At 57.9% G+C, this 25,424-nt stretch carries 26 protein-coding genes; 11 read left to right on the top strand and 15 right to left on the bottom strand.

All coding sequences use genetic code 11. The features are described from left to right. Positions 1 to 14 precede the first annotated feature (14 nt). The gene (locus B378_RS16685; RefSeq protein WP_155118183.1) at positions 15 to 1,079 is read right to left on the bottom strand and encodes a hypothetical protein; all 1,065 of its coding nucleotides are present in this window, start codon (positions 1,077 to 1,079) and stop codon (positions 15 to 17) included. Positions 1,080 to 2,111: 1,032 nt separating this feature from the next. On the opposite strand from B378_RS16685, the gene B378_RS16250 reads away from it, so the two are divergent. From B378_RS16250 to B378_RS16240, 3 genes are all read left to right on the top strand, one after another. Continuing rightward, a complete protein-coding gene (locus B378_RS16250) occupies positions 2,112 to 2,732 on the top strand; it encodes an FkbM family methyltransferase (RefSeq protein ID WP_192812429.1) in 621 nt (206 codons plus the stop codon). 375 nt (positions 2,733 to 3,107) lie between these two features. Beyond that, positions 3,108 to 3,716: an alpha-1,2-fucosyltransferase gene (locus B378_RS16245; RefSeq protein WP_192812428.1), complete on the top strand. Its 609-nt coding sequence runs from the start codon at positions 3,108 to 3,110 to the stop codon at positions 3,714 to 3,716. A gap of 53 nt (positions 3,717 to 3,769) precedes the next feature. Continuing rightward, positions 3,770 to 4,435 (top strand): bifunctional 2-polyprenyl-6-hydroxyphenol methylase/3-demethylubiquinol 3-O-methyltransferase UbiG, encoded by a 666-nt coding sequence (locus B378_RS16240; RefSeq protein ID WP_082224227.1) that lies wholly within the window; start codon positions 3,770 to 3,772, stop codon positions 4,433 to 4,435. 145 nt (positions 4,436 to 4,580) lie between these two features. On the opposite strand, the gene B378_RS16235 is transcribed toward B378_RS16240, so the two are convergent. Together B378_RS16235 and B378_RS16230 are read right to left on the bottom strand one after the other, a co-directional pair. Then, the gene (locus B378_RS16235; protein ID WP_082224226.1) at positions 4,581 to 5,804 is read right to left on the bottom strand and encodes a glycosyltransferase family 10 domain-containing protein; all 1,224 of its coding nucleotides are present in this window, start codon (positions 5,802 to 5,804) and stop codon (positions 4,581 to 4,583) included. Positions 5,805 to 5,923: 119 nt separating this feature from the next. Further along, positions 5,924 to 6,943, bottom strand: a complete 1,020-nt coding sequence (locus B378_RS16230; protein WP_082224225.1) for a glycosyltransferase family A protein — start codon at positions 6,941 to 6,943, stop codon at positions 5,924 to 5,926. 161 nt (positions 6,944 to 7,104) lie between these two features. Here B378_RS16230 and B378_RS0102325 point away from each other — a divergent pair, with 161 nt between their 5' ends. Next, positions 7,105 to 8,271 carry an O-antigen ligase gene (locus B378_RS0102325; RefSeq protein ID WP_017342220.1) on the top strand — a complete coding sequence of 389 codons (1,167 nt, stop codon included), beginning with the start codon at positions 7,105 to 7,107 and terminating at the stop codon, positions 8,269 to 8,271. A gap of 44 nt (positions 8,272 to 8,315) precedes the next feature. Here the strand turns inward: B378_RS0102325 and B378_RS16225 are convergent, their stop codons facing one another. Continuing rightward, complete coding sequence (locus tag B378_RS16225) at positions 8,316 to 9,374, bottom strand: glycosyltransferase family 4 protein (protein ID WP_082224224.1); 1,059 nt, start codon at positions 9,372 to 9,374, stop codon at positions 8,316 to 8,318. Positions 9,375 to 9,692: 318 nt separating this feature from the next. On the opposite strand from B378_RS16225, the gene B378_RS16220 reads away from it, so the two are divergent. Then, positions 9,693 to 10,445, top strand: a complete 753-nt coding sequence (locus B378_RS16220; protein WP_082224223.1) for a bifunctional 2-polyprenyl-6-hydroxyphenol methylase/3-demethylubiquinol 3-O-methyltransferase UbiG — start codon at positions 9,693 to 9,695, stop codon at positions 10,443 to 10,445. A 7-nt stretch (positions 10,446 to 10,452) separates the two neighbouring features. Here B378_RS16220 and B378_RS0102315 read toward each other — a convergent pair whose 3' ends face one another. Then, entirely contained in the window at positions 10,453 to 11,562 is a 1,110-nt protein-coding gene (locus tag B378_RS0102315) for a glycosyltransferase (RefSeq protein WP_017342218.1), read from the bottom strand. A gap of 440 nt (positions 11,563 to 12,002) precedes the next feature. On the opposite strand from B378_RS0102315, the gene aglF reads away from it, so the two are divergent. Then, positions 12,003 to 12,767, top strand: a complete 765-nt coding sequence (gene aglF / locus B378_RS0102310) for a UTP--glucose-1-phosphate uridylyltransferase AglF (RefSeq protein WP_017342217.1) — start codon at positions 12,003 to 12,005, stop codon at positions 12,765 to 12,767. Between the two features lie 148 nt (positions 12,768 to 12,915). On the opposite strand, the gene B378_RS15740 is transcribed toward aglF, so the two are convergent. After that, positions 12,916 to 13,278 carry a hypothetical protein gene (locus tag B378_RS15740; RefSeq protein WP_017342216.1) on the bottom strand — a complete coding sequence of 121 codons (363 nt, stop codon included), beginning with the start codon at positions 13,276 to 13,278 and terminating at the stop codon, positions 12,916 to 12,918. A gap of 288 nt (positions 13,279 to 13,566) precedes the next feature. Further along, on the bottom strand, positions 13,567 to 14,727 hold the full coding sequence (locus tag B378_RS0102300; protein ID WP_017342215.1) for a hypothetical protein: 1,161 nt from the start codon (positions 14,725 to 14,727) through the stop codon (positions 13,567 to 13,569). Positions 14,728 to 14,972: 245 nt separating this feature from the next. On the opposite strand from B378_RS0102300, the gene tnpA reads away from it, so the two are divergent. Next, positions 14,973 to 15,380, top strand: coding sequence for an IS200/IS605-like element ISHko3 family transposase (gene tnpA / locus B378_RS0102295; protein ID WP_017342214.1), 408 nt, complete (start codon positions 14,973 to 14,975; stop codon positions 15,378 to 15,380). Further along, positions 15,380 to 16,624, top strand: a complete 1,245-nt coding sequence (locus B378_RS0102290; protein WP_017342213.1) for an RNA-guided endonuclease TnpB family protein — start codon at positions 15,380 to 15,382, stop codon at positions 16,622 to 16,624. The genes tnpA and B378_RS0102290 overlap by 1 nt, the downstream gene beginning before the upstream one ends. A 77-nt stretch (positions 16,625 to 16,701) precedes the next feature. Here B378_RS0102290 and B378_RS0102285 read toward each other — a convergent pair whose 3' ends face one another. Further along, the gene (locus B378_RS0102285) at positions 16,702 to 17,145 is read right to left on the bottom strand and encodes a VanZ family protein (protein WP_017342212.1); all 444 of its coding nucleotides are present in this window, start codon (positions 17,143 to 17,145) and stop codon (positions 16,702 to 16,704) included. A 145-nt stretch (positions 17,146 to 17,290) separates the two neighbouring features. Here B378_RS0102285 and B378_RS0102280 point away from each other — a divergent pair, with 145 nt between their 5' ends. The 3 genes from B378_RS0102280 to B378_RS0102270 all read left to right on the top strand — a co-directional run bounded on the left by B378_RS0102280 (position 17,291) and on the right by B378_RS0102270 (position 19,972). Then, entirely contained in the window at positions 17,291 to 18,391 is a 1,101-nt protein-coding gene (locus B378_RS0102280; RefSeq protein WP_017342211.1) for a DUF4330 family protein, read from the top strand. A 62-nt stretch (positions 18,392 to 18,453) separates the two neighbouring features. Next, the gene (locus B378_RS0102275; protein WP_017342210.1) at positions 18,454 to 19,104 is read left to right on the top strand and encodes a hypothetical protein; all 651 of its coding nucleotides are present in this window, start codon (positions 18,454 to 18,456) and stop codon (positions 19,102 to 19,104) included. Between the two features lie 31 nt (positions 19,105 to 19,135). After that, the gene (locus B378_RS0102270; RefSeq protein WP_017342209.1) at positions 19,136 to 19,972 is read left to right on the top strand and encodes an undecaprenyl-diphosphate phosphatase; all 837 of its coding nucleotides are present in this window, start codon (positions 19,136 to 19,138) and stop codon (positions 19,970 to 19,972) included. A gap of 35 nt (positions 19,973 to 20,007) precedes the next feature. Here B378_RS0102270 and B378_RS0102265 read toward each other — a convergent pair whose 3' ends face one another. The 7 genes from B378_RS0102265 to B378_RS0102235 all read right to left on the bottom strand — a co-directional run bounded on the left by B378_RS0102265 (position 20,008) and on the right by B378_RS0102235 (position 25,302). Then, entirely contained in the window at positions 20,008 to 20,535 is a 528-nt protein-coding gene (locus tag B378_RS0102265; RefSeq protein ID WP_017342208.1) for a hypothetical protein, read from the bottom strand. Positions 20,536 to 20,655: 120 nt separating this feature from the next. Then, positions 20,656 to 21,129, bottom strand: a complete 474-nt coding sequence (locus B378_RS0102260; RefSeq protein ID WP_017342207.1) for a hypothetical protein — start codon at positions 21,127 to 21,129, stop codon at positions 20,656 to 20,658. Then, positions 21,129 to 21,806: a winged helix-turn-helix domain-containing protein gene (locus B378_RS0102255; protein ID WP_017342206.1), complete on the bottom strand. Its 678-nt coding sequence runs from the start codon at positions 21,804 to 21,806 to the stop codon at positions 21,129 to 21,131. Before B378_RS0102255 ends, B378_RS0102260 begins: the two co-directional genes overlap by 1 nt. Before the next feature lie 109 nt (positions 21,807 to 21,915). After that, on the bottom strand, positions 21,916 to 22,353 hold the full coding sequence (locus tag B378_RS0102250; RefSeq protein ID WP_017342205.1) for a hypothetical protein: 438 nt from the start codon (positions 22,351 to 22,353) through the stop codon (positions 21,916 to 21,918). Further along, positions 22,350 to 22,883, bottom strand: coding sequence for a helix-turn-helix transcriptional regulator (locus B378_RS0102245; protein ID WP_017342204.1), 534 nt, complete (start codon positions 22,881 to 22,883; stop codon positions 22,350 to 22,352). Before B378_RS0102245 ends, B378_RS0102250 begins: the two co-directional genes overlap by 4 nt. A gap of 105 nt (positions 22,884 to 22,988) precedes the next feature. After that, positions 22,989 to 23,726: a bacteriorhodopsin gene (locus B378_RS0102240; RefSeq protein WP_017342203.1), complete on the bottom strand. Its 738-nt coding sequence runs from the start codon at positions 23,724 to 23,726 to the stop codon at positions 22,989 to 22,991. Next, the gene (locus B378_RS0102235; protein WP_017342202.1) at positions 23,719 to 25,302 is read right to left on the bottom strand and encodes a methyl-accepting chemotaxis protein; all 1,584 of its coding nucleotides are present in this window, start codon (positions 25,300 to 25,302) and stop codon (positions 23,719 to 23,721) included. Before B378_RS0102235 ends, B378_RS0102240 begins: the two co-directional genes overlap by 8 nt. Positions 25,303 to 25,424: the final 122 nt, after the last annotated feature.

Raw genomic sequence — 25,424 nt, 5'->3', positions numbered from 1 at the left:
CGTCCTTCAAATACCTACATATATCCTAAGTCCTCAAGTCGTTCATGAACAAGCGAATCCTCAAGACTTTGGTATCCAATAGGGTCTTCCTCAGTCACAGATCGTCTCTCCTCGAATGGTAGTTCTAACCAAGGTACAAACCGACAATTCTTCGTCTCGTTCGCGTGACTGAGGTATTCCATCGATAGGAACGTTTCTCCGAGGTTCTCACCGTGATCAGAGGTGATGACGGTCTTTCCGTCGATCATATCTACTAATGGTCGAGCAGCCTCTTCGACGATTTTTAAATTCTGTATATATCCATCTGTCAGTTGTTCTCTCGATATTTTTCCATCTTGATAGAGCGACCAAATGGTTTGTTTGGTTTCATCTGTTTCAAGTTCGTCGTTAGATTCTCCCCAACCACCGACATCTACATCAAGACTCGAAGCGAAATTTCCAAGAAAAGGCGCATGCGGTTGCATGTAGTGAATCAACAACCGCTTATCCGGATATTTTTCCCGCGCATTAATCGCCGTTTCAGTCACATCTTCCGGGAGGACAGTTTCGTGTTGTTCACTCCATTTGGGCAATACAGACTCTATCGTATAGAATACGTCCTGTGAGAGCCGTTCTGCGAAGGGATTTGCAGTCACGTAGACTGTGTCGTGGTGGTGTTGACCGACGAAGTTCTCCTCCATAAATTCCCAACTATAGTTCCCTTTTGAAACTTCTCTGCTCAACTTTCCCGTGAACGACGTGTGATCTCTAAATATGTCCCATCGACAAGCGTCTAAAAGAATGAGATTATCCCAGTCCTGTTCCATCACAGCGATTCCGTCCCCGTATTTATGCTCAAAAACCGGTTGATAGAGCGAAGCGATAGTTGGCTGAAGTACTTCGTTTTGTATATATCTTGACACACCACGCATCGCTTCCGCGACACCCATTCGTCGTCGGATCTCATTGAATCTGCGGACTTTATTTTTCATGTGCTCCCTAGTTCGCCATCCATATATTTTAGATGACTGGTACCACTGAGCTTCCGGGGCAGCAGCTTCGTCAGGATTGTCGTCATAACTGTTGGTCAGCAACACCATCTCCTCGGTGACGCGGGTGTTCCTGCTTACAAATCACTTCACGGTATGAGTAGTGGCATAGATAAGCCTAAATTGTCAGCCACGAATCTATCGATAGCCAACTAATGTATACAGCTAAATACGATTGAGGGAGACCTACAGAAGATATACTCGACAGCATCGAATACGGGTGAATTCTTCCAGCGAGAACTAACGGAAACGTACCCAGACACAGTTTATTTAACCGCAAATCCAAATTTACAGCTAGATGATGAACGGCGTTTTCATCAAGTCGTTCGTCTCTGGGAAGACGATTGGGATGAAGATCTGAATACTGTTCCCCCAGTCAATGTTACAGAAAGAACACTCGAAACAGCAAATGAATATCCCGACAAACGGCTCGTAATTCACTTCGTCCAACCGCATCGTCCATTTATCGGCGAAACAGGACGTGAAATCTCGCGCCAGTACGATCAAAACACGCTCTGGCAGCGACTCAACGACGGTTCGATCGAGATTGACGACGAACTCCTGTGGAAAGCGTACCGCGAGAACCTCCAGCTCGCGTTACCACATGTCGAACAACTTATCGACGAACTTGATGGTAAAACTGTCGTAACGTCTGACCATGGAAACGCATTCTCCGAGTACGGAATGTACGGGCATCCCGCTCGATCCCATATTCCTCCGTTGATTACAGTTCCATGGCTGACAACTCCGTACGATAATCGCAAGACAATCACTGAAGGAGAACTCAAAAATGATCCCGCAGAGATTGATTCGGATGCGGTTTCGGAGCGGTTGGCCGATCTTGGGTATCTCGAATGAGTATGTACCGGGTCCAAAACTAGTTCGCATGGGGTTTAAATATCCGGACAAACTTTCTTTCAAAAAGTGATGTCTAACAGGTCGCTGCGGACTGATGCGATAAATATCTATAGAGAAGAGGGATTACTTTCTCTCTTGAAGCGCTCTTTGTCGTTCGGGAGAAAGAGAATTTACTCTCTCTATTCTTCGGGAGTTGAATTTGGGCATCAGTTCGCTTCCAGTCGTATGAAAGAACTCTCTCTAAATGACGTGACCGTCCCAGTCGAGATCTACCCCATCGATAGATACATCCCATTTTACGAGTTGCCGTATCACACCGAAGATTATCCGATGTACGAACAGACGGAAGTCGAAGCGCTTCAATCGTATGTTACCGAAGGAGATGATGTGGTCGTCATCGGTGGTGGATTTGGCGTTACCGCGGTCGTTGCAAGCCGGGTTACCGGTGGTACTGTCACTGTGTTCGAGCCAGACGCAAACCGATTCGAAATTCTGAGACGAGTCGTGGAGGCAAACGACAATCGCTCGAAAATCAATCTCAACCACGCGATCGTCAGCCAAGTCAATTCTTCTGTCGTTGAGAGCAAGGCCGAACCAGATCCAGAATTTGTGTCACCAGAAGAGTTGCCAGACGCTGACGTTTTCGAAATAGACTGTGAAGGAGCAGAGACGACAATTCTGAAGCAAATGAAGGCCAGGCCCTCCGTGATTCTGGTTGAGACGCACAATAACCACGACGAGGTGGCACAGATACTGCGCGACATCGGATACAATATCGTAGACGTAGTCAAAGATGGTGTTGAGCAGCACCCGAACTGTACTCATATTCGTGCGAGGTTAGCGTAGAATAAATCGAATGGAACTCATGCCCCCGATACGACACCGTCTGGTACGCCTAACCGCGGATATCAAACACTTGGAGAAAGGATCTGTATGGTCTCGATAATCCTACGCGGTGGACTCGGCAACCAACTATTCCAGTACGCGACGGGACGCGCACACTCACTCCGAACTAATTCTACTCTTTTTGTAAACCTCTCTAAACTTGACTCGAACCTTGGCCCCGACGTAGCGAAACGATCGCTACATCTTGAGGCGTTCGATCTTCCAGTTGAATATGTAGATAATGAGACAAGCCACAGTTTTGGCAGGACGATACGCAGACGGATCCCGCAGGTCGTCGCAAGTATAAACCAGTTACTAGCGACACATCTCTTCAAATTGTACGTCGAAGATCAGTCACTGACGTTCGATCCGAATGTCCCTAATCTACCTGGAAACGTCACACTCGACGGTTACTGGCAATCCGAACGCTATTTTACAGAGTTTACCGAGACGCTTCGGCGTGAAATTACGGTTCGTAATCCTGTGTCTGGTGAAAACCAACGGTGGTACGACCTCATCTCCGATACTGGCTCAGTAAGTGTACACGTCCGTCGTGGAGACTACGTTGATCTCGGCTGGGCACTTCCACCGTCCTACTACAGAAATGCCCTCAATCAGATTCAGGATGAAACTGACGTGACAGATCTGTTTTTTTTCTCCGACAACATTGACTGGATTCGTACCAACCAGAAAGACCTTGTGCCGGATCACAGCGATACCAACGTACACTACGTCGAGTGTAACGATGGAGAAACGGCCCACGAGGATCTCCGTCTGATGCGAGCCTGTGATCACCATATCGTCGCCAACAGCAGCTTCAGTTGGTGGGGTGCGTGGCTGGATAATTCTGAGACGAAAATTGTCATCGCTCCCGACTATTGGGTTCATGACCCGGTCAATCATCTCGATATTATTCCCGATCGATGGGATACCGTCAGTTGGTAGCCCTCTCCAGCTGACCGCGCTTGTTATATATTTACAGTAGCAACTTGGTGAATATGGAACACCAGCGTGACATACATGATGAAAGCTGGCGGTCTCGGAAACCTGAACGGGATGTTGTCCTCAAGAAACCACGTGTTAAATACACTCTCTCACTTCTAGAGGATTTACTTAATCAAAATGACGTGATTTTCGACTTGGGATGCGGAGATGGAACCTTTGGGAAAGCTCTCAAAAAGGGTCACACAATTACGGTTGATGGCTGCGACATATCAAAAATTGCGGTAGATCGGGCTCGGGAACACTATAGAACGGTCCACCAACTCAATATCGATGATGAGGATATCCCTACTGAGTCCGGATCTTATGACACAGTGATTTGTACTGATGTGCTCGAACATACTCTCTCTCCGACCCACGCATTAGAAGAGATACAAAGAATTCTCAAAGACGACGGAACGGCCATCATAACTGTCCCAAATTTTGGCTTCGCCAGGTATCGGGTCAGCTCCTTGTTCGGGAATATTCCCAGCATAATCAGAGATGACCGCCACTATAATACGTTCACAGTTTCGTCTCTGAGGGAGATGTTTGATGAATGTGGGTTAGAAGCGCGCATGATTAGTGGGATCTCCGGTGTTAAAAGGCTTGCAAACATGTTTCCTAGTGTATTTGCTAAAACAATAGTCGTAATAGCAACCAATACCTCTCACGAAGGATAAGTCGACCATACATTATAAATTATTGAATTCATCAATATACATATGAATGGAGAAGCCTGATCTGGGGCAAAAATGAAATTCAAATGAGATGAGAGCACATTACTGGAGTGTCCAAGATTTCTAATTCACTCTAATCGAACTTCAGCTAACCGGATACTACCTTATTAACGGCATGGTAGAATGTTGTCGGAAATCTCAATAGAGCTTCCCGATGCTTTCTAAGCAACCTAAGGAACTCGAAGGTGTACTGTACTCTGCCGATCTCGTCACGCTGGTGAATAAGTCTCTCTGCCCTGCTGAGAGCCTTAATATCATCCAACAGTTGTCGGTCGGGCGGTCTATGCCGCCTCTCTTCAGCCAATATTTCATTTTCGAGGGTTTGGGCATAGTTCTCGATAGAGAACTGCGATGCGTCTTTCCGAAGGAATTCCTGAGCACTTTCGAGGTACTTCTCATGTTCCTGTTCAGTAACTGATCTGAGGCGCTCGTGTAACGAGGCTGGCGTCCCATATTCTCGATAGTCAATAAACACATCGTCCGGAACGTACTCGGAGACGTTGTTTGCGCCCCAATAGACGGGAACAATTCCGGAGCGAAGACAGTCAAACATTTTCTCGCTAATGTACCCCTCAATTCCGGTCATATTCTCAAACGAGAGTGCAAATCTGTGAGTGCCATATGCGTCGGTTTTGTTTTCAACTACTCCCTTATACACTGAATAGTCAGTTGGTTTGACTACTTGGTGATAGTATGTGTCGACCAACCTCGGTCTTTCGTTCCAGTGGTAACCATGAAGTGTAAAGTCAGTCGGATGGTAATCATCGTAGTACTCAATGACGTCTTCGCGTGCCGTGTAGAGCTCTTCGGGATGTTTCGTCGGCGAATACTTCCGGCTCGATATGTTCACAAGTAATTTCTTTTTGTCGAAGTCCAGGTGTTCGACTTCTTTTTGTTCTATATACTGTGGGATATAATGTTTCGAGAACCGTTCGTATGTTTCTGCAAGGCCATCGTTCCACGTGAGAATACTATCGAACAGCGGAACAAACTGAGTGAAGTTCGATATGAGATTATCTTGTGAAATAGACGATGGTGCCTGTCTGATATACACGAGGCGAGGTGTCTCTTCGGTTTTAGTCAGCAAACGATACAGATAGCCGTAATTCATATCCTCGAACAGGCAAACATCAACTTCGTCGAGAGAAAAATTATCAATCGAGTCGAACTCGTGTCCCTTTGTATCTAATTCCTGTCGTAGAAGAGAGTACGACTCTCCGAAGACAGACTTCCGCTCACCATATTTTGGTCCAAATTCGAATACTTGTCCCTCCAGTAGATCCGGTCTTTGAGGGACGAGAGCTACTTTCATTGTGAGATGATTTTGAAACCTCCCCGAATATGCTTTCGGTTCGTCTGGCTCCAGATAACCACAAAAGCATCCCACCTACTGTAGGATACAGTAGGTAACTATCTTCCACAGCGAGGCACTCATAGAGGTACTCTCCCACCCATGAATTGTTGCAGCCGATTTTTCACCCAGTCCTGAATGGTCTGTCTCTGATCTGACGGTAAACACGAAAGTACGAAACGATACCACGGTCGTGGTCGCTTGGGTGCGAACCACAGTGCTTTCACCAAGTACCTTTGTGCTGCGCCCTGTTGGTTCTGTGCCAGTAATTTAGTGGCGAGCAAGTAGTGGTACATTCCCTCCAATTCTCTCGGTGTGTATTGAGGATTAGCGGCACGTTCCACTCGCTCAGGTAAGCCCTCAAGTATTTGTACATCAGTCTCCCCTTTCGTCCGCACACGGGCACACTCTTGAGCAGCATCACTATAGACACGCTGTCGATGTCGCTTCTTCAACTGCGACGCTTCAATAGTCCGTTCGTAAAGCACAGATGAAACGATGTGGAGCCATCCAGGCCCGAACGCCTCGGCCATCCGTAGCCAGAGATCGTAATCTTGAGCCAGTTGAAACGCCTCGCGATATCCACCCACTTTCGACAGCGCGTCCGCCCGTATCATCATCGAGCCGTGTGCGACACCAGTCCCATTCTCAAGTAAGTCTCTGACACTAAACGACCGGTCCGTCGAGATTCGTTCGTCAACTATTCGTTTACCGTGTCTTCCAACGTTCGTGTACCAACAGCCGACCGCCTGAACATCCGACTGTTCGTCAAGGACTTCAGACTGTTTCTGAAGCCGATACGACAATGATCGCTCGTCAGCATCAGCCCTCGCAATATATTCGCCTTTTGCCGCGTTGATCCCGCTATTAAGCGCTCCCGGCAATCCTTGGTTCTGGTCGATTGTGATGAGACGAATCCGTTGATCAGTAAAATCAGACACTACTTCGGCGGTATCATCAGTCGAGCCATCGTCAACGACGATAATCTCAAAGTTGTCTATTGTCTGACCAAGTAAACTCTGTACTGTTCTCGCAATCGTGTCTTCCTCGTTGCATGCCCCGATCACAACTGAAATTCGGGGAGAGCTATCGGCTTTCATCGTGTCGGATCTATTTTATTTGAGTACGTGGTACATAATACAAGGAATTGATTAATAATCTACTGGAGCAAGAACATCACTCGGTCTATCCTCGACAAGTTCAAGTTACCCGTTATATGTAATATATCACACGGTGGAGATGCCCCATCACGAGATATAATATGGTTTCGTCTGTCTTGACTTCCTCCCTTCCTCATCTCAGGAAAATCGAAACCGTTGGTATTGTAATTGGAGCTCTGCTCTCGCCGTTCTGGTTCTTTACGATCGGGGGCGTCAACCTCAACCCGGTAGACTTTGTCTTGATCTTCGTCCTAGCATGGTTCGTTCTTCGGACTGGCCTGCTCCCGTACTCGCTATCGCGACAGTCCGGGATCGCGATTGTCATCTTCCTCGGCATCGTCGGTCTCTCTATCCTGTGGAGCCCAAACAAACCAAGCGGACTGTTGAGCTTTGCGCAGTACCTGTTCATCTTCGTGGGCGTTGTTCCAATCGTCAGCTACAGTCTCAGAGACCGGTCGATGAGATGGCGGGTATTCCTAGTCATTTGGGGGGTGACGACCGTATTGACGCTCCTTGGAATCTATACGTACGTCTCCGGAGATGCGCAAAGATTTCGGGACATCATGCTCTGGTATAACAATCAGAATCAGTTTTTCTGGCTGGTGGCCACCGCGTTTCTCTGTAGCATCGCACTCGCGCTCGAAGAGTCGATCCCTCTCGGGATCCGATTTGTTTCGGTAGTTCTAGCGGCTGCCGAAGCGGTTCTGATCGTCAGAGGAATGACCCTCTCAGCGATCATGATGGTCGCGGGGGGTGTTTGGCTGTTCGGCGCGTGGCTCGCACAGCGCCATGCGAAGTGGGTTAGAGTCGCATTCGCGACGGCCACCGTGAGCGCAGGAATCCTCGCGCTCGTAGCGATCGTCAGATACTGGGACGTGATATATATCCAGGGATCGCTGTACGCCCGCATTCCCCAGTATACGACAGCGATTCGGGTAGGTGTACAGCACTTCCCCTTAGGAATGGGGATTGACGCGTACCCGCCCTCTGTACACAATTTCGTATTGAACTACTTCGTGGAGGTGGGTATCATAGGTGCAGCGGCATTTCTCGCACTTGTTCTGATCTGGTGCCGGGATGTAGCGCTCCGATCGCTCCGGTATCCCTTCCAGGTACAACCGTTCGAGTTTGCGTTTGTCGCGATCTTCGGCACGTACTTACTCGTCATCTGTTTCCAGCCGATCCCTGTCCAACGGTTCTGGTGGCTTCTATTCGGCGCGTCGTGGGCCGTCGCACAAGATCGTCTACCCAATATCGAACCTCAGTGAGTAACTGTCACAGTCCACGTACAGGCAGTACTCGGCTCCACACCTTATTCGATAGCCGAGATGAATGCCGAAACGAGATGGTCCCGCGTGAAATTTTGTTTGACAGTACGTCTGCCGTTAGCTCCAAATCTCGAACGGAGGTGAGGATTTCCGGCGAGCGTTCGTATCGACGAGACGTACGCCTTGGTATCGGAAGGATCGTGAAGGAACCCACTTGTCTGGTGGTCGACATTCCGTTTTATCCCACCTACGTTACTACCCACGACAGGTAGCCTAGACGCCATCGCTTCTAAGACGGAGATACAGAGACCTTCTCGAAGCGACGGTTGGAGGTAAATATCGAGCGTCGACAAAAACGTAGGTACATCATCGACCTGGCCGTGTAGGACTACGTTTGTGAGTTCTCGATCCTCGATCATCAACTGGAGTTTCTCGTATTGTTCCCCATCGCCCGCGATATCGAACGTGACACCAGATTCAAGCATATTTTCTGCGACATCGAGAACCATTTCGTAGTTTTTCGCTTTCGTGAGTCTACCGACAGTCCCGACTCGAATATCGTCCGTATCTCGATGTGTCACCTCAGTATATTCGCTTAGATTGATACCAGCGATCGGCACGGAGTGGACGACACTCTCGTCGATTTCGAGTTCGTCGATAAGCATCTTTGCGACTGCTTCCGAATCAGCGAGTACCACGTTAGTGAAGCGGATCGTTCGGCGAAACAGTTCCTCTCGCACTACTGACGTAAACTGATTGCTATGTTGCCACGTCGCTACTGTCGCACTGGGATTTATCACACTGAGAACCCTGGCGAAGATGACTGAATGGAATAATGATCCGACGATTACATCTGCCTTTCGTAATTTTTCGAGCACAATTAAAGAGGAATTGAGAAGTGAACCATCCCTCCCGTAGAGTGTTACAACTCGAACCTCAGATGGAATTAGATTGAAAAGTTCGCAACTTCCAGCAGTCAAGGAAACGACTGTAATATCAAAATCAGACTCCGCGATGCCGTTGAGAAGCCTACACATCCCGATTTGAGCACCGCCGACATCTAGAGAGTTGATGAGATATACGAGCCGTCGTTTCTGAGACATAGGTGCCTGTAAAATGATATAATTCAGGAAACCACTTGGGGTTGTCGGCACTGTCTAGCTGAGCCAGTTTGAGAAGTGAAAAGTTCGTTGATTTTTGGTGTCTATGTACAATTAAGGACTGCTCAAAGAAACGTGAAAGGAGGTCGAGCGGACGCACGCAAACAGTGATGACATGTACACTACTTTGACCGTCAGAGACCATCAATCGCTCGACGGCCAAACGCCAGCCAGAGAGGTGTTTAACTAGACAGTGCCGACTAACCAAGTTGATTAATAAGTTGTATAAACCATTTTAACCAACGCTGAGCAAATACCTCTATGCGCTACGCAGGATCATTCTCATTTCCCTATCGTGATCGGATCCGCTCGTATCTCCCTTCACCAACCCTAAACATCGCTGCTGAACCTATACACCGCCATATTGAACAAAATATAGGCCCAGATGGGACCGTTCTTATCGTCGGATGCGGTGACGGCGGTGAAGGCCTATCAGGTTTTTCCGAGGAATTCTTAGAAAAAAATGTCATCGGAACAGATATTCGCGAAACGAATTTTACTGAATTACTTAGCGATATCCATCGGCTGCCTGTTCGTGACGAATCAATTGACGCAGTCGTCTGTCAAGCAGTCTTAGAGCACATTGAAGACGTAAATGTCGCAATTGACGAACTAACTCGAATACTCAAACCGTCCGGCCTGCTATATATTGACGTACCCTTTCTTCAAGGGTATCACGCACTCCCGACAGATTACAGGCGCTTCACCAGTATTGGTCTCGAAAAGACGGTGACGAAAGAACGGAGCGTCCAGACAATCGACTCGGGTGCCTCAAAAGGTCCGACGAGCGTTCTTGTCTGGGTCACTTGTGAGTATCTCGCATATCTCCTAAGCTTCGGTAATTATAAGCTACGAAAGTCGCTCAGTGTCGGCTTCAGAATTCTCACCTTCTGGGTGAAATACTTCGATAAACTCTTTTTGAAGACACATGAATTTGATACCGAATCTATGACTATTCCATCAGCAGTGTACTGGTACGGTCGAAAGGTGGATAAGTCCGTGTCGCCGGAATAGTGCCGTTCTACCACTGGATACGGTTTAGCTCCTCTGTGGTTTTTTCAACTGTTTTTCTCCACTGAAAGTTAATTGTATTAGAAGTCGAGTTTGCTCCGCCGATCATTCGATTTTGGAGCTGACATTTAATTTCTTGAGAGAAGCTGTCTGCGTTTGTAGCCGAAACCGTTTCGATCTCGGTGTTAAGGGCACTGCTCACTTGATCCAGATCGCTCATCACAATCTCCAACCCGCTCGCCATCGCCTCCAACACCGTCCGTGGCACCCCCTCTGCCCGACTCGGCAACACCAGCACGTCCCCGCTCCGGTACACCTTCGGCATCTCGTCGTAGGGCACGTGCCCGAGGAACGTCACCGCCTCGCCGATCCCCAACTCGGCCACCTGCGCCTCCAGATCTCCGCGCAACGCCCCGTCGCCACACAGGTACAGCTCCGCGTCCGGATACTCCGCCAGCACCTCCGCGAACGCCTCGACCGCGAGCCACGGCCGCTTCCCCTCCGCGAACCGCCCGACGAACAACACGACTGGGCCCTCCGCGTCGATCAGGTCGCTCTCGGGGCCCTCCGGCGTGAACCGCTCCGTGTCGATCCCGTTCGAGACGACCTCGATCCGCGAACTCACGCCCAACTCCCGGACGCGCTGTTTGTCCACGTCGGTGTAACAGAACACCACGTCCGCCTGATTGAACGTCCACCGGCCGAGCGTCTTCAGGTACAGCGAGAACAACCGCTCCGGTGCGTTCTGACTGTACAGGCCGTGGTTCGTGATCGCCAGCGGAATATCGCCGAGCCGCCGCTTCAGCGCCGCGAGGTTCGTCACGAAGTAGCAGTGCGAATGCGCGTGGATGACGTCGAAGTCGTCGCCGTCCGCATGCCAGAGGTACCGCGCCACCGCGGGCGACACATCGTTCCCGAGCAGCGTCACGCCCGGCGAGACGCGCAGGATGGTGTACCCGTGCGTCTCCTCGATTCGCGGCAGCGACTCGTCCTCCCGCGTCGTGAGCACGGTCACGTCGTGACCCATCGCGGCCTGGTCTCGCGACATCGCGTGAACGTGGTACTCCCCGCCGCCCTTCGTGTCGGGATAGATCCACGGCGCGACACGGAGAATTCGCATTATCGGTGGTACCCGACGGCCGGGTACAAACGTACCGGTTCGGACTGCTCGGATCCCGTTCGGCCGCTTGCCTGACGACTTTGCGAGGAGATCGAATTCGTCCACGCCTTGCGTCACGAGTCCCGTCTCCGAGCGACACACCATCGCTTCAAGTGAATACCGTCCGAGTAACGCCCGGTAACGCAAAATGAAGTGATCTCCGAAAATCGTGAACAAACGCGACGAGACCGGACTACCGGGTAGCTTCACGTGAAATGGTGGTGTGTGACACTCCCGAATCCGAACCTCTTTGGCTGGGGTACCAACCGGGCGGCTTCACTTGAAGCGATGGTGTGTCAGTGGTGACCTGTTGGCTCCGCGACTCACGTCGATCGCCCGTGGATACCGCCCGAATTACGAAGGCAGAATCCTTATGATTGGCTGAATTGAACCCATGGAGTATGAAGGCAGTCGTACTCGCGGCCGGCGAAGGCACGCGTCTCCGCCCGCTCACGGAAGACAAGCCCAAGGGGATGGTCGAAGTCGACGGGAAACCCCTCATCACCCACTGCTTCGATCAGCTGATCGACCTCGGCGCGGACGAACTCATCGTCGTCGTTGGCTACATGAAGGAAGTGATCATCGACCACTACGGGGACGAGTACGAGGGCGTCCCGATCACGTACACGCACCAGCGCGAGCAGAAGGGACTCGCCCACGCCCTCCTCACGGTCGAGGAACACATCGACGACGACTTCATGCTCATTCTCGGAGACAACATCTTCCAAGCGAACCTCAAAGACGTGGTGCGACGCCAGCGCGAGGAGCGCGCGGACGCCGCGTTCCTCGTCGAGGAGGTCCCCTGGGAGGAGGCCTCCCGCTACGGGGTCTGTGATACGAACCAGTACGGCGAGATCACCGATGTCGTCGAAAAGCCGGAGGACCCGCCGAGCAACCTCGTGATGACCGGCTTCTACACCTTCTCGCCCGCTATCTTCCACGCCTGTCATCTCGTTCAGCCGTCGAACCGCGACGAGTACGAGATCAGCGACGCGGTGGATCTGCTCATCCAGTCGGGCCGCACCATCGACGCCATCGGCCTCGACGGCTGGCGCATCGACGTCGGCTACCCCGAGGACCGTGACGAAGCGGAGCGTCGCCTCGCCGGCGACGCCGAAAGTGCGGCCGACGGAAGCAGCGAAGAGACGGTCGAACCGGACGCGTAGCCCCACCCGAAACGCCGACGACGATCCGTACTCCTCACGGGCGGATCAGCGCGCTCGGCGGGTTTTCCCCGTGGATAGCGCTCCGGTCATTACGCCCAGACACCGTGCCAGTGGCAGCTGTGTCGGATGCCCCCGGCAGACGAGGAAGTCACTCCGTTTCTGAGAGAGAATCCGAGCGCAACGACGGGCCGGAGCGGCGAGCCCACAGCCCGCTCGCGACGAGCAGGAGACCCATCACACCGACGAAGAGACCACCGAGCAACGAGAAATAGCCGATATCGACGATGACCTGAACGAGATAGACCGACTCGTCGTGGCTGACGAAGTACTGATTGGTCACGTCGTTACGATAGACGAACTGCGACCCGTCCCCTGACTGGCCGCGATCCGCGTAGACGCCCGCTGCCGAATCGATCGCCCCGCTTACCGCGGTTTGTTCTTCCGGCGACAGCGTCGTAAACGCGATCGGGTCGATCTCGCCGGGCGAATACGCGTCGAGCGAGTCCGCCATCGCCCGCTCGTTCGGGACTTGCGCGTCGATCGGCGTTTCGTAGGCGGGCGCTCCAGCGACGACCCCGCCGACACACAGGAGTAGGCAGCAACACCCGATGAGGGCGCAGCGGGAGGGGTAGAGTTAGGGGACCGGCATCTCCGTGTCGCGTCTCCGGCGAGCCGCGTATTAATACTGATGCCGGCGACAGCCAAGCTCCGAAAACAGCGTTTGTCGGCGGCGTGAAGACCGTACGGACGCCGTCCGTGGACGAGACAGCAGCGATCAAAACAGGAACTATCGACGGTGTCAGACCGTCGCGTCGTACCCGGAGGCCGCCTGCTCGATACGCCGTCGAACGTCAGTTCGGGCCGCAAACGAAATCGTCTCCGTCTGCTGCCAAGCGAGCGCGAAGAGGATCGGGACGTCAGCCTGATCAACGGGGGTCGACTCGAAGAGATCCCGAATCGGGGTCAACTCGGGGGCGTCAGCGTCGGCGGTCGTGGGGCCCGTCGCCCGCGCCCGAAGGTCCGCGACGGCGGTGATCTCGTTGTCGGAGAGAGCGTCGGTGGTGGCCGTCGACAGCCCTGCGAACTCGTCGAGCGCTCCCGAGACGGCGAGGGTGTCGGCGTCGGGGGAGACGTGAACCGGCGCCTCGATGGGCTCAGCATCGGCGTCGGTGTCGTCGTCCGCGTCGATCAGCTCAAGCGCCTCCTCGAAACCGTCGCGGGCCTGCCGGTACCGGATCTTGGCGACGGTCTGTTCGCGTTCTAAGTGTGCTCGGACGGCCGTTTGGAAGCTGTTCTCGGCGGCTGCGAGGCGGGATTCAAGCGTGGCGCGGCGCTCTCGTAGCTCCGCAATCTGTTGTCGAGCATCCCGAATCTCGGTCAACGTTTCTTCGATTGCGTCGCGGCGGTCATCGCCGGCCGGGAGTCGATCGAGCACCGTTCGGTACCCGGTGATCGCGGTCTCGTACCGGTCGCTCGCCTCGACGAACGATCCATCGCGTCGGGCGCTCGCAGCGGCTTCGACCACGCGCTCGCAGTTCCGGAGCGCGCCGTCGACGTCGGTCGGGTAGGCTGGGTCCGCGAGTTCGGGGTCGGGAACGTCGGCGACTGCGGTCTGGAGGTCCTCGATGAACTTCCCGTCCGGATCGTGTAGCTCGTAGGTGAGCGTGTCGTCAACGGTTTCTATCTCGATCTGTCGACGACGCTCCTCCGGCAGGTCGACGAGACTCGACCGAGTCTCCGCGATGTCCGCCAGCGGAACTCGCCGCAAGGTAGCGTCAACCAACTTGGACGTCACGACGACGAGCTGGTCGGATGTCACGACCAGCCAAACAGATTGGGTGAACCCCCCGGCCGTCGTTTTGACGCCGGCGCGAAACGTCTCGGTCCCGTCCATCACGTCAGCGACGTATCCTCGGATCGAGTCCGGAAGGCGAGTTTCGTCCTCGCAGTACTCATCCATGGGTAGACATCCTCGCTGTTGGGATACCGCAGATATCAAGCCACCGTCCGAAAGGCGGAGCGTCCTGGTCTACGCTTGATATAGGCGCTAAGCCCCCACCCTCAACGGAGCGACCGAAGGGAGCGGAGTAGGGTGGGGATACAGCGCCGTCATCACCTGTTCATCTGAAGATACGGTTACAGGCCCACAGGCCAACGCTGTCGTAATTATTTTACATTTGGGTATTGTATTACAGTATGAACCCAATGGAGTACGACCTCGATTCGGGAGCGCACTCGACGTATTCCCTACACTACCACCTGATACTCACCACGAAGTATCGGCGCGGAGTGCTAACCGAGGAGCGAACCCAATTCATTCGCGAGGTCATCAGCGGGTTCACGGACAACTACGGCGTCGAACTGACGAACCTCGACGGAGAGGACGACCACGTTCACATCCTGTTCCGAGCGAAACCCACCACAAACCTCGTGAAGTTCATTAATACAGTCAAGGGCGCGACTGCTCGCCGTATCCGAAACGAGTACGAGGATGAGCTGAAGACCGAACTGTGGGGCGACTCGTTCTGGAACGACTCGTACTGTCTTATCTCGACGGGGCAGGTGTCGCTGGATGTGCTGAAACAGTATGTCGAAGACCAGCGGGAGAACTGATGTACTACGCCTACAAGTATCGCCTCAAGCCGTCCGACGCCCACCGAGAGGAGTTGGACCGCCACCGCGATATTTGTCGGCAACTGTACAATCACACGCTCTATCGGCTTAACGAGTACCAAGATGAACACGGCGAACTGCCGTCCATGACCACGCTACGGTCGGAACTCCCCGATCTTAAGAAATGGTGGGACGGTCTCTCAGACGTATACTCAAAGGTTCTCCAAACCGTCGTAGAACGGCTGTTCGATAACCTCAACAGCCTCTCCAAACTCAAGGAGAACGGCTACGGCGTCGGGAAACTCAACTGGAAACCACCACGAGAGTTCCGCAGTTTCACGTACAGTCAGTCTGGCTTCAAGCTCGACAAGAAGGGCGGTCAGACTGTGCTGTCACTCTCGAAACTCGCGGACATTCCGATACGACTCCACCGCAACATCCCCGACGACGCCAACCTCAAGCAGGTCACGGTCAAGAAGGAACCGACGGGCGAGTGGTTCGCCACGTTCGGCGTCCAAATCGACCGTGAACCGCCCGAACCCACCGAAAATCCCGAGAAGTGCGTCGGAATTGACGTGGGGATTCTCAAGTACGCCCACGACACCGACGGCACGGCGATCGAGTCGCTCGATCTCTCCGACGAGCGTGAACGCTTGGAGCGTGAGCAACGGAAACTCTCGCGGAAGCAACACGGGTCGAACAACTACGAGAAGCAACGGCGTCGCGTCGCGGAGTGTCACGCCGATCTCCGACGGAAGCGCCGTGATTTTCTCCATAAACTCTCGAACTACTACGCTCGGGAGTACGACCTCGTGGCGGTCGAAGACCTGAACGTGAAGAGGATGATGGAGTCGCCGTCGAACAGCCGCAACACCGCGTCGGCAGCATGGCGGACGTTCTTTTCGTTGCTCGAATACAAGTGTGAGCGCGAGGGGACGCACTTCGTGGCAGTCAACCCGAGAGGGACGACCAAAGAGTGTGCGTCCTGCGGCGTCTCGACGGAGAAGCCGTTGTGGGTCCGTGAACACTCCTGTCCCGCCTGCGGGTTTGAGGCGGACAGGGACGCGAACGCGGCGTGGAACATTCTTTCTCGCGGCCTCGAAGACGTAGGAGTGGGATACTCCGAATCAACGCCTGTGGAGACTGCGCTCCCTACGGACACCGATTCGGTGTCTGTAAAGCGCGTCGTGGAAACAGGAAGCCCTACCCTCAAGGAGCGAACGGCGTCAGCCGTGAGCGAGTAGGGTAGGGTAGTTCACAAGAGAGGCATATTGGGAGGTCTCGCCCACCCACCGCGGACTACGCCACGACGCACCTAGCGTCACACCGGCGCTTCGAGTTCGTCCACTCCCCGCACCCGATAGAACCGCACCCATCGCGTCAGCACACGCCAACACACCGCGGCGACGGCGGCCCCGACCGCGTTCACGAGCAGGTCGCCGAAGTCGGCCGTGCGCGCGTCCAGCGTCGATTGGAACAGTTCGATGCCCGCGCCGTAGCCGACCGCGATCAAAAACACCACGACGAGCACCGAGCGGTCGCGCCACGGCTGGTCCTGAAGCGCGTACGCGAGTGTGACCGTGAGGCCACCGTACGCCAGCCCGTGGAGCCACGTGCTGTACGGGAAGACGCCGAGCGGCCCGGTCTGAATCGCGCCGCTTCCCGGGGGCGTAAACACCGAAAAGTAGAGGATCGTTGCCGCGACCGCGAGGACGCCCGCCAGCCGAAGCGAGCGGGGGACCAGCGGGAGTCGCAGGCGATTCATATATCCGAGTTCTCCCATAGGATCCTCAAAAGCCTGCGGGTTCGGGCCGTCGCGAAGTGGCAAACGAATCTCGAAATGGCGAACGAATACGCTTTTTACCCGCGCGGCGGTCGTCGTTGATAATGCCGCGCTCGGAGGGACCTCCATGGAACTGATCGACGACGAAGGACGGCTGTTCGGCGCCGTCAACGTCATCGACGCGCTCGTTGTCCTACTAATTGCCGCCGTGGTCGTCTCCGGTGCCGCGTTCGTTCTCACGGACGATCCGGCACCGGCTCCAGAAACGGACACGACGTACGCGACGCTCGATGTCGGCACCGTCTCACCGTACATCGTCGACGCAATCGAGGAAGGCGACACCTACAGCCCCGACGGGGCGTCGACGCTCCGGATCACGGACGTTCATCTCACGCCACAGGGAGCCAATACCCGCGTCATCCTCCGCGTCGCCCTCGAAGGCGAACTCAACAACCAAGACAGTCTCATCTACGGCGGCGCGCCGCCGCGACTCGGTCGCACCCTCGACATTACCACCGACCGCTACCAGGTCAACGGCCAGATCCGTGACGTGGGCGACAGCGACGCACTCACGACCGAACAACAGCGCGTGTTGCTCTCAAGTCAGGTCGATGCGGGCACCGCAGAAGATGTGACCCCCGGCGACGAGATCCGCCTCAGCGACCGCACAGTCGCCCGCATCAACAACGTCACCACCTACACAACTGACCAACCCACTCAACGACAGCTGCTCGTCGAGGCGACACTCACCGGCCACCGCCAGCAGGACCGGCTCCGGTTTGGCGGCACGCCGGTCAGGCGCGGGCAGACGGTGTCGCTCCCGACGAGCGAGTACACGTTTGACGGCCGGATCGAGCAGGTTGGCGGCGACATCAGCCTTGGCGAGACCACCACCCGGACGGTGACGCTTCGGATGGACGACGTTCGCGAGGACTTCGCGGACGCCATCGAGCCGGGGATGGTCGAACGCGCCGGCGACACCACCGTGGCCCGGGTCACCGGTGTCGAAACAGAGCCGTCGCTCATCATCACCACCGGCGAGAACGGCAGCGTCAACGTGGTCGACCACCCGGTGGACCGCGAGGTGACGATCACCGCGGACCTCCAGCTCCGAGAGACGCCAAGCGGGCTGGCGTTCAAAGGGGACCAGATCCGCCAGGGATCGACCGTCGCACTCGATCTCGGCACGGTCACCGTGGAGGCGACGGTCGTCTCCGTGGAGCGGTGACCTACCCTATCGGTTCGCCCCAGCCGCAACACACATGAGCGCCCACCCGAAGATCAATTCAGATGAGTGACGAGACGGAGGCGGGCACGCCGACCGGTAGTAGGATGCGGCGGGCGGCCCGCGAGTCACGTCTCGGCCGCCTGTGGGAGCGGACCGCAGCAGCCGTGCGTAGCTCCTACCTGTACCGTTGGCTCACCGCGGAGCCAGACCCGGAGGTGATCGTCATCGACCTGCGGGAAACGTGGACGGTCGGCCCGTTCATCCGTCTCCTCGATGCGATTCTCGATCGCCTCCTTCCCGCACTCGAAGACTCCCGGATCGCAACGGCGGCCCGCACAGGTGTTTCGTACACACTGGCAGCGCCGGCAGTTGTGGGCGGCCTCGCAGTACTCACTGTCGGCCTGCTCCTCGCACTCGTGAGTATCGCGGCTGGAACCCTCGGCACGACACGGCTCGGCCTCGCGGCCGGGCTCGTCGTCGCGGGCGTGATTGCGACGCGTGAACGCCGGAGCTGGGCGGCGCTCCGCGAGACGCGGCCGGTTGAACTCCTGGTTGCCGCACTCGAACCCCCCGAGCCCCCGGACGAGTCGGAGTCGGGCTCGGCCTCAACCGACGGCAAACGCGATCTCACAGCACCCGATACTGACGATCCCCACCCACCTGAACAGGACGCGAACACTGACGGCCAGACACCTGCCGAGCAGAACCCATAATCGTCGCCTTTTACCTGTCCACCCGCCTCCGATGTCGATAGTGACCACCACGGAGTTGCTCGTTGCGATACTCGCCGGAATCGTCCAAGGCGTCGTCGAGTGGCTCCCCGTCTCGAGTCAGGGGAACCTCTCGCTCGTGCTCACGCTCGCCGGCACGGATCCCGCGGTCGCCGTCCAGCTCGCCTTGTTCCTCCAACTGGGGACGACGCTGTCGGCCGCGACCTACTACCGCACGGAGATCGCGACCATCCTCAAAACACTCCCCGGGTGGCGACCCACGAGAGCGTACGACGCAGACCACGCGATCGCGACGTACGTGGTCGTGGCGTCGCTTTTTACCGGGCTCGTCGGGATCCCGCTGTACGTCCTCGCCGTCGATCTCGTCAGCGATCTCACTGGCGGCGTCTTCATCGCCGTCATCGGCGTCCTGCTGGTGATCACCGGACTCCTCCAGCGGGCCTCGGACTCGGTGAGCATGGGCGGCCGCGAGACGCCCTCGCTCGTCGATTCGATTCTCGTCGGCAGCGCGCAAGGGTTCGCCATCCTGCCCGGTATCTCCCGCTCCGGGGTGACGGCGAGCGCGCTGCTGTTCCGCAGCTACGACCCGCCGACCGCGTTCCGGCTCTCCTTTCTGCTGTCGATTCCCGCGAGCGTCGGCGCGGCCGCGCTCACCGTCGCCAGCGCGGGCGGGCTTCCCGGGATCGCGCCTGTGCCCGCGGCGGTCGCGCTCGGCGTGAGTGCCGTCGTCGGCTACCTGACAATCGACGCGCTCATGCGCGTCGTCGAGCGCGTGCCGTTCGCGACGGTGTGTTTCGCGCTCGGGGCGCTCGCGATCATTGGTGGGGGCGGAATCGCGCTCGTCGTGTGAGCTTCCGGGTCGCGAGTACCGTTCAGCTGGGCTCGTCACGAAAACTCGACGCGGACAGGCGCGTCGGGCCGGTAGTCATCGGGGTGACCGCCGCCTCGCTCGCCGAGAAAGACAATCGCGTCGAGGGCTCCACGCGTGAACCGTGCCTCGTACGACCAGTAGAACTCGTCTTCGATATCGTCGCTCCGGCCGTGAAACTCGAAGCTGCCGTGCATGTTGTGGTCGAGCCAGAGTTCCTCGTCGAGGGTCTGGGGATCCGGCGCTCGAAGGCCGATACCACGTTGGATGCGCTCATCTGGGGTTGCGTCCTCACAAAACGAGACGTACGCCTCCCACGAGTCGAAGCCGTGGTCGGCGGCCGCTGTCTGTTTTTCTTCGGGCGTCTTCTCACGGAACTCCCGCTCGCGTCGCAGGAGCCGTCCGTCTGTGGTCAGCTTGTACGCTTGCATGGCTGGCCGACCGATATCTTTCGTCTGCCACTCGATATCGGACGGGCTGGCGTCGGCTGGAAACCTCGGCAGCCTGACCCCATCCGCGACCAGCACGTCGTCGTACAGGCCCATGAACGGGCATCGGTGAATGCTGATAAAAAGCATCCGCCCGGATTGACAGTGACTGGGTTGGTGATCGGTGACAATACGGATAGGCCGGGAAGGCTGACCACCTGTGTAGGCGTTCCGAGACTACGGCAAGCCGTCCTGCGCGTTCACCAGGCTCTCGTCACCGTTCTCGACCCCCGTCCACCACGTCTTCAGCACGGCGATCGTGACGAGTTCGGGCGGTCGTTCAATGCCGATACAGGATCGCCGATGTACATCGAGGTCGTGCGGCGGATGAAAATGCCGGACCGGCTTCGGGGTGGCTTCGTTCGCCGCTTCCCGCCCGAATCTGAACTCCAGTCCGTCCTCCCGATAGTGGTACTTGTAATCGCCGTTCTCCCACCACTGAATATCGAAGTACCCGCCTCGTTCGTGGATACCGGGGGTAACGGTGACTCGTGCCGCTCTGACGTCCGCTCCGTCCCGCCGCGTGAACGGTTGTCCCTTCCCATACCGGAATCGGACGTCGACGACGCCGTCACCGAGTTGTCGGCGTACTTGTTCCACGCTCTCGTCGATCGCGTCCGAATCGAGCGGCGAACCGTTCCCCAGCCCCATTACTCGAGTGGGAGCTGATCGCCGGTGGGGGTCGTCTGCGTCCCCGTCCGTCCGTCTCCCTGTTCGGTTACGGTCGGCGCCCGCTCCTTCGCTTCTCGGAAGCGGTACGCCGCTCTGAGGTGGCTGAGTTCTCGTTTCGCCGTCCGCCAGTGAGAGACGGCGTCGAGTTCGTCCTGATCGAGGTCCCTGTCCGAAACCAGAAGCTCCTCCGGATCGGGCGCGTCGTATTCGGCTTCGTACGCCGCGAGTTCCCGTTTTATTCGCTGGATTTGGTCGACGAGCGTGTCGCTCCCGGCGAGCCGCCGGATCTGTTTGAGAAGGTGCCACTCCGGGTCGCGACTGTACAACTTCCCGGAGCCCGTCTGCTGACTTCTGACGATGCCCTCCTCGCTGAGCTTGTTGAGCGCCGTCCTGGCTTTTGTCTCCGAGACGAGCGCCGTCTCTGCGATATCGCCCGCCGATTTCGGCGTCGTCGTTCTGTCGATCACCGCGCGAATTCGCTCGTCCGCAGTGGTCTCGTGTTTCCACTCTGCGGCCGCGAACTCGTCGACGTCCTCGAAATCATCGTCGTCGACGGCGAACGGTTCGACGTCGGCCGCGGTTACCGGTTCGTCCGGCAGCTCCGCCTCGGTGGGGAACTCGTCGGGGCCGTCAGCGGACGGTGGCTCGTCTGTCATACGCTACGCTTCGTCCTAAAAACACATATATTTTGCTGGCACAGATATACGTGCTGAGGATATCGTGCTCGAGAGCATTATGAACGCGATAATATTATCGCCCACATAATTAGATCGTGCCCGACTCCCACAGCTCGCCGACCCGCTCGTCGACCCACGGCAGCACAGTCCCCTCGATGACACGCGTGAGGTCCGTCGCGTACCCCCGGTCGACCGCGGCTGTCGTCTCGGCGTCCGGCAGCGGATGGAAGTGGTCCCGCGTGTTGTGCGGCTGGTCGTGGCGGTCCCATCGACACTGCTGCCGGTCGCCGGCGCGCATCCCGTGGTACGAGACGTGAAAGTCACCGTTCGTGTACGCGCGAACTTCGAGCGAGACGCCGTCGACTGACTCGGGATAGTACTCGACGTCGAGCGTGACGACAAGGCTTTCCAGCTTGTTCGACGGGAACAGCGACGTCTGGCGCACCTCGTCCCGTCGACCGAACGCCCGAGCGAGATAGCGAAGCGTCGCCTCGTCGACGGATCGCGACCGGTCAAGACCGGTCACGCGGCGTTCTCCTCACGAAACGAGTCCGAACCGCGATCGCGGCGGACCGCCTCCAGCCGGTCGATCCGTTCCCTGACGGTGTGCCACTCGCTCAACGCGAGCCACACCGTCTCGACGTCGTCGTACTCCGCGTGGTCGAACGCGTCCACGTCGGTCGGTGACTCGGCGTCGAAGCGCTCCCGGAACGCGGACTCGCGCTCGGTGAGCTCGGCGAGCCTCTCGTGAAGCTCGTCGCGTGGCAGGGCTTCGAGCCGATTCCGAAGACGCCACTCGAAGTACGACTCGTTGCGGGCGAACGTGAGCGGCGACTCCGAGACGCGTTCGACGACGCCGATGTCGGCCAGCCGCTTGAGGTGCCGCCGAGCGGTGTCCGGGGCGCACGAGGCGCGCTCAGCGATTGTCGACACGCCCGCCGGCTCGTACAACTGGAGCGCGACCCGGTACACGCGCTCGTCGGCGGGCTTAGCGTCGAGGTCCGCGCTGAACCCCTCGGCGAGTCCGAACTCCTCGCCGGGCTCGTCGGCAGGCATACTCGTCAGTAGCGGCAGCGACTATATAATTCTGGTGTCGGCGAACTATTTAGCCTGGTCGGCCGACGTAGCAGCGGATTCGCGTGAAATGAGAGTCCCGTCGACTCAGTCGGCGCCTGTTCCCGCCGCCGTGTGAGACGCCGACAGACCCGTGTCGGTACCGGCGTCGCCCCCAGACCCCGCCTCCGCCGCCAGCGTCTCCACGTTCGCGAACACGAAGCCCGCGAACCCGACCCGGAGCAGGAGATCGAGATACTCTAAGGTCACCGTCGCGGTGAACTGATCGAACAGCCCGGCGATCTGGAGCATCGCCCACGCGATCAGCACGCCGAACGCGAACAGCGCGAGGTTCCGCGTCTTCTTATAAAACAGCTCCCGTTCGGGCGCCTGCCGCGCCGCCGCGCTCGCCACCGGCCCGAAGAACAGCCCGACGAGCGTCACGTAGCCGGCGAGGATTCCGAGGGTGCCCGCCGTCGCGAGCGGGCCCGCGAACACCTCCGCGAAGTCGTACCCGACCCGCATCACGACGGTGATCGCGACGATCCCCCCGACGTACCGCCGGCTCACTCCCGCGACGAACGCCGCGAACCCGAACAGGAAGGGGTACGCCACGTAGTCGGTGAGCAGCTGACCGGCCTCAAGCGTCCCGGTGCCGACCTCGAACGTCCCGATCCCGGCGCCCCAGCTCGCGATCCCGACGCCCGCGACCGCGACGACCGCGACGAACGGGTAGCAGTACCGCCGGAGGTCGGCCGGCTTGCGCCGCGCCAGCGCGAGCAGCACGACCGCTGAGACGGCGTAGATCCCCGCGGAGGCGAACCGAACCGTCGACGGCTCAATCATCGGCGCTCACCTCCGCGTCGCCGGCGACCGGGCTCGCGGCGGCCGCGACCCCTCCGCCGGTACCGTCCGCGTCCGCCCGCGTTTCGAACTGGGCGAGCCGCTCGGTGAGCGACGCGGTGCGCTCCGATAGCGCCGTCGCGGTCTCCGCGAGGTCGCCCACCGTCTCGGCCGTCTCGTCCGCGGTCTCCGCGAGCGAGCGCGCGCGGTCGGCGGCGTCGGTGGCGGAGCCGTGGACTGCCTCGACGCGCGCCGCGACCGACTCGATCCCCTCGGCGCCCTCGTCGGTCGCCCGCGCGATGTCGCCCATCGCGACGTCGACGTCCTCGACCGTGCCGGTGAGCTCCTCGATCGCGTCGCCCGCGGCGCGCACCGCCGACGTCGTCTCGTCGAGCTCCGTCATCGTCCGGTCCATCTCGCCCGCGACCGCGGAGACGTCCTCGGTCACCTCGCCGATCGTCGCCTCGATCTCCGTCGTCGACTCGCGCGTCTCCTCGGCGAGCCCCTTCACCTCGTCGGCGACGACCGCGAACCCGTCGCCGTCGCCGCCCGCTCGCGACGCCTCGATCGAGGCGTTCAGCGCGAGGATGTTGGTCTGCTCGGCGATATCCGCGATCACGTCTGTCGTCTCCGCGACGCCGTCCATCCGGTCGTCGAGACCGGCCACGAGGTCGTCGAGCTCCTCGAGCAGGTCGCCGATCGCGACGATCGCCTCGACCGCCTCGGTCGCCCGCTCCTCGCCCTCCGCGCCGAGTTCGGCCGCGGCGCTCGCGTCGCCCGCCACCTCGTCGGTCGTCGACGCGATCTCCTCGACGGTCGCCGAGAAGTCGTCGGTGTCGTTGGCCGTCTCCCGTAACCGCTCGGTCTGCTCGTCTAGCTCGTCGGCCAGCTCGCGCATCTCGTCGGCCACCTCCCGGTTCAGCCCCGCGACCTCGTCGGCCTCAGCGGCCATCTCCTCGCTGGTCGCCTCGACGTCGCCCGCGAACGATTGGATGTCCTCGATCGTCGTCGCGAGCCCGCCGGTCATCTCGTTGTACGCCGCCGTGATACGCTGGATCGCGTCGACCTCGCCGTCCGCGTCGAGCCGCCGCGTGAGGTCGCCTTCGGCGGCGTCCTCCATGGCGCCGCCGATCTCCTCGGCGCGCTCGATGAGGGTGTCCGACAGCTCCTCGGCCTCCGCGCGGGCCGTCTCCGCCTCGCTCTGGGCCCGTTCGGACTCGGCGACCGCGTCCCGCAGCGACCGCCGCGTCTCGTCGAAGGCGTCGAACAGGCGCCCGATCTCGTCGCCGCGGTCGGACGTGGCGCGCGCGTCGAACTCGCCGCGCCCGACCGCCTCGGCCGTCTCCGTCAGCCGCCGCAGCTCGACCGCGACGTTGCCGACCAGCACGATGCCCAGCAGTCCGAGGTTCAGCGTGACGACGACGCCGACCGACGTCAGCGCCGCCGTCGCGGCCGCCGCCGTCCCGACCGTCGCCACGTGTCCCGCGAAGAGGGCGACGAAGCCGAGCGTCACGGCGAGCGTCAGGAGGACGGCCGCGCCGACCCGCCGACCGTACCGCGCGGTAATCGCGTTCATCATCCGTTATTCGTCCGAAGAAAACTACCCTATTTAGGAGTAAAGGCCGAATTACACGAAACGATAATTCGGCTGGGCCGCGGGGCCGCCGAGGTGAGCTCGGGCCCTCCGGGACGCCCGGCGCG

The organism is Halorubrum sp. T3, assembly GCF_000296615.1.
In the GTDB taxonomy this organism is placed as follows: domain Archaea; phylum Halobacteriota; class Halobacteria; order Halobacteriales; family Haloferacaceae; genus Halorubrum; species Halorubrum ruber.
The sequence above is the reverse complement of the archived record's forward strand: the minus strand, read 5'-3'. Positions and strand labels throughout refer to the sequence as shown.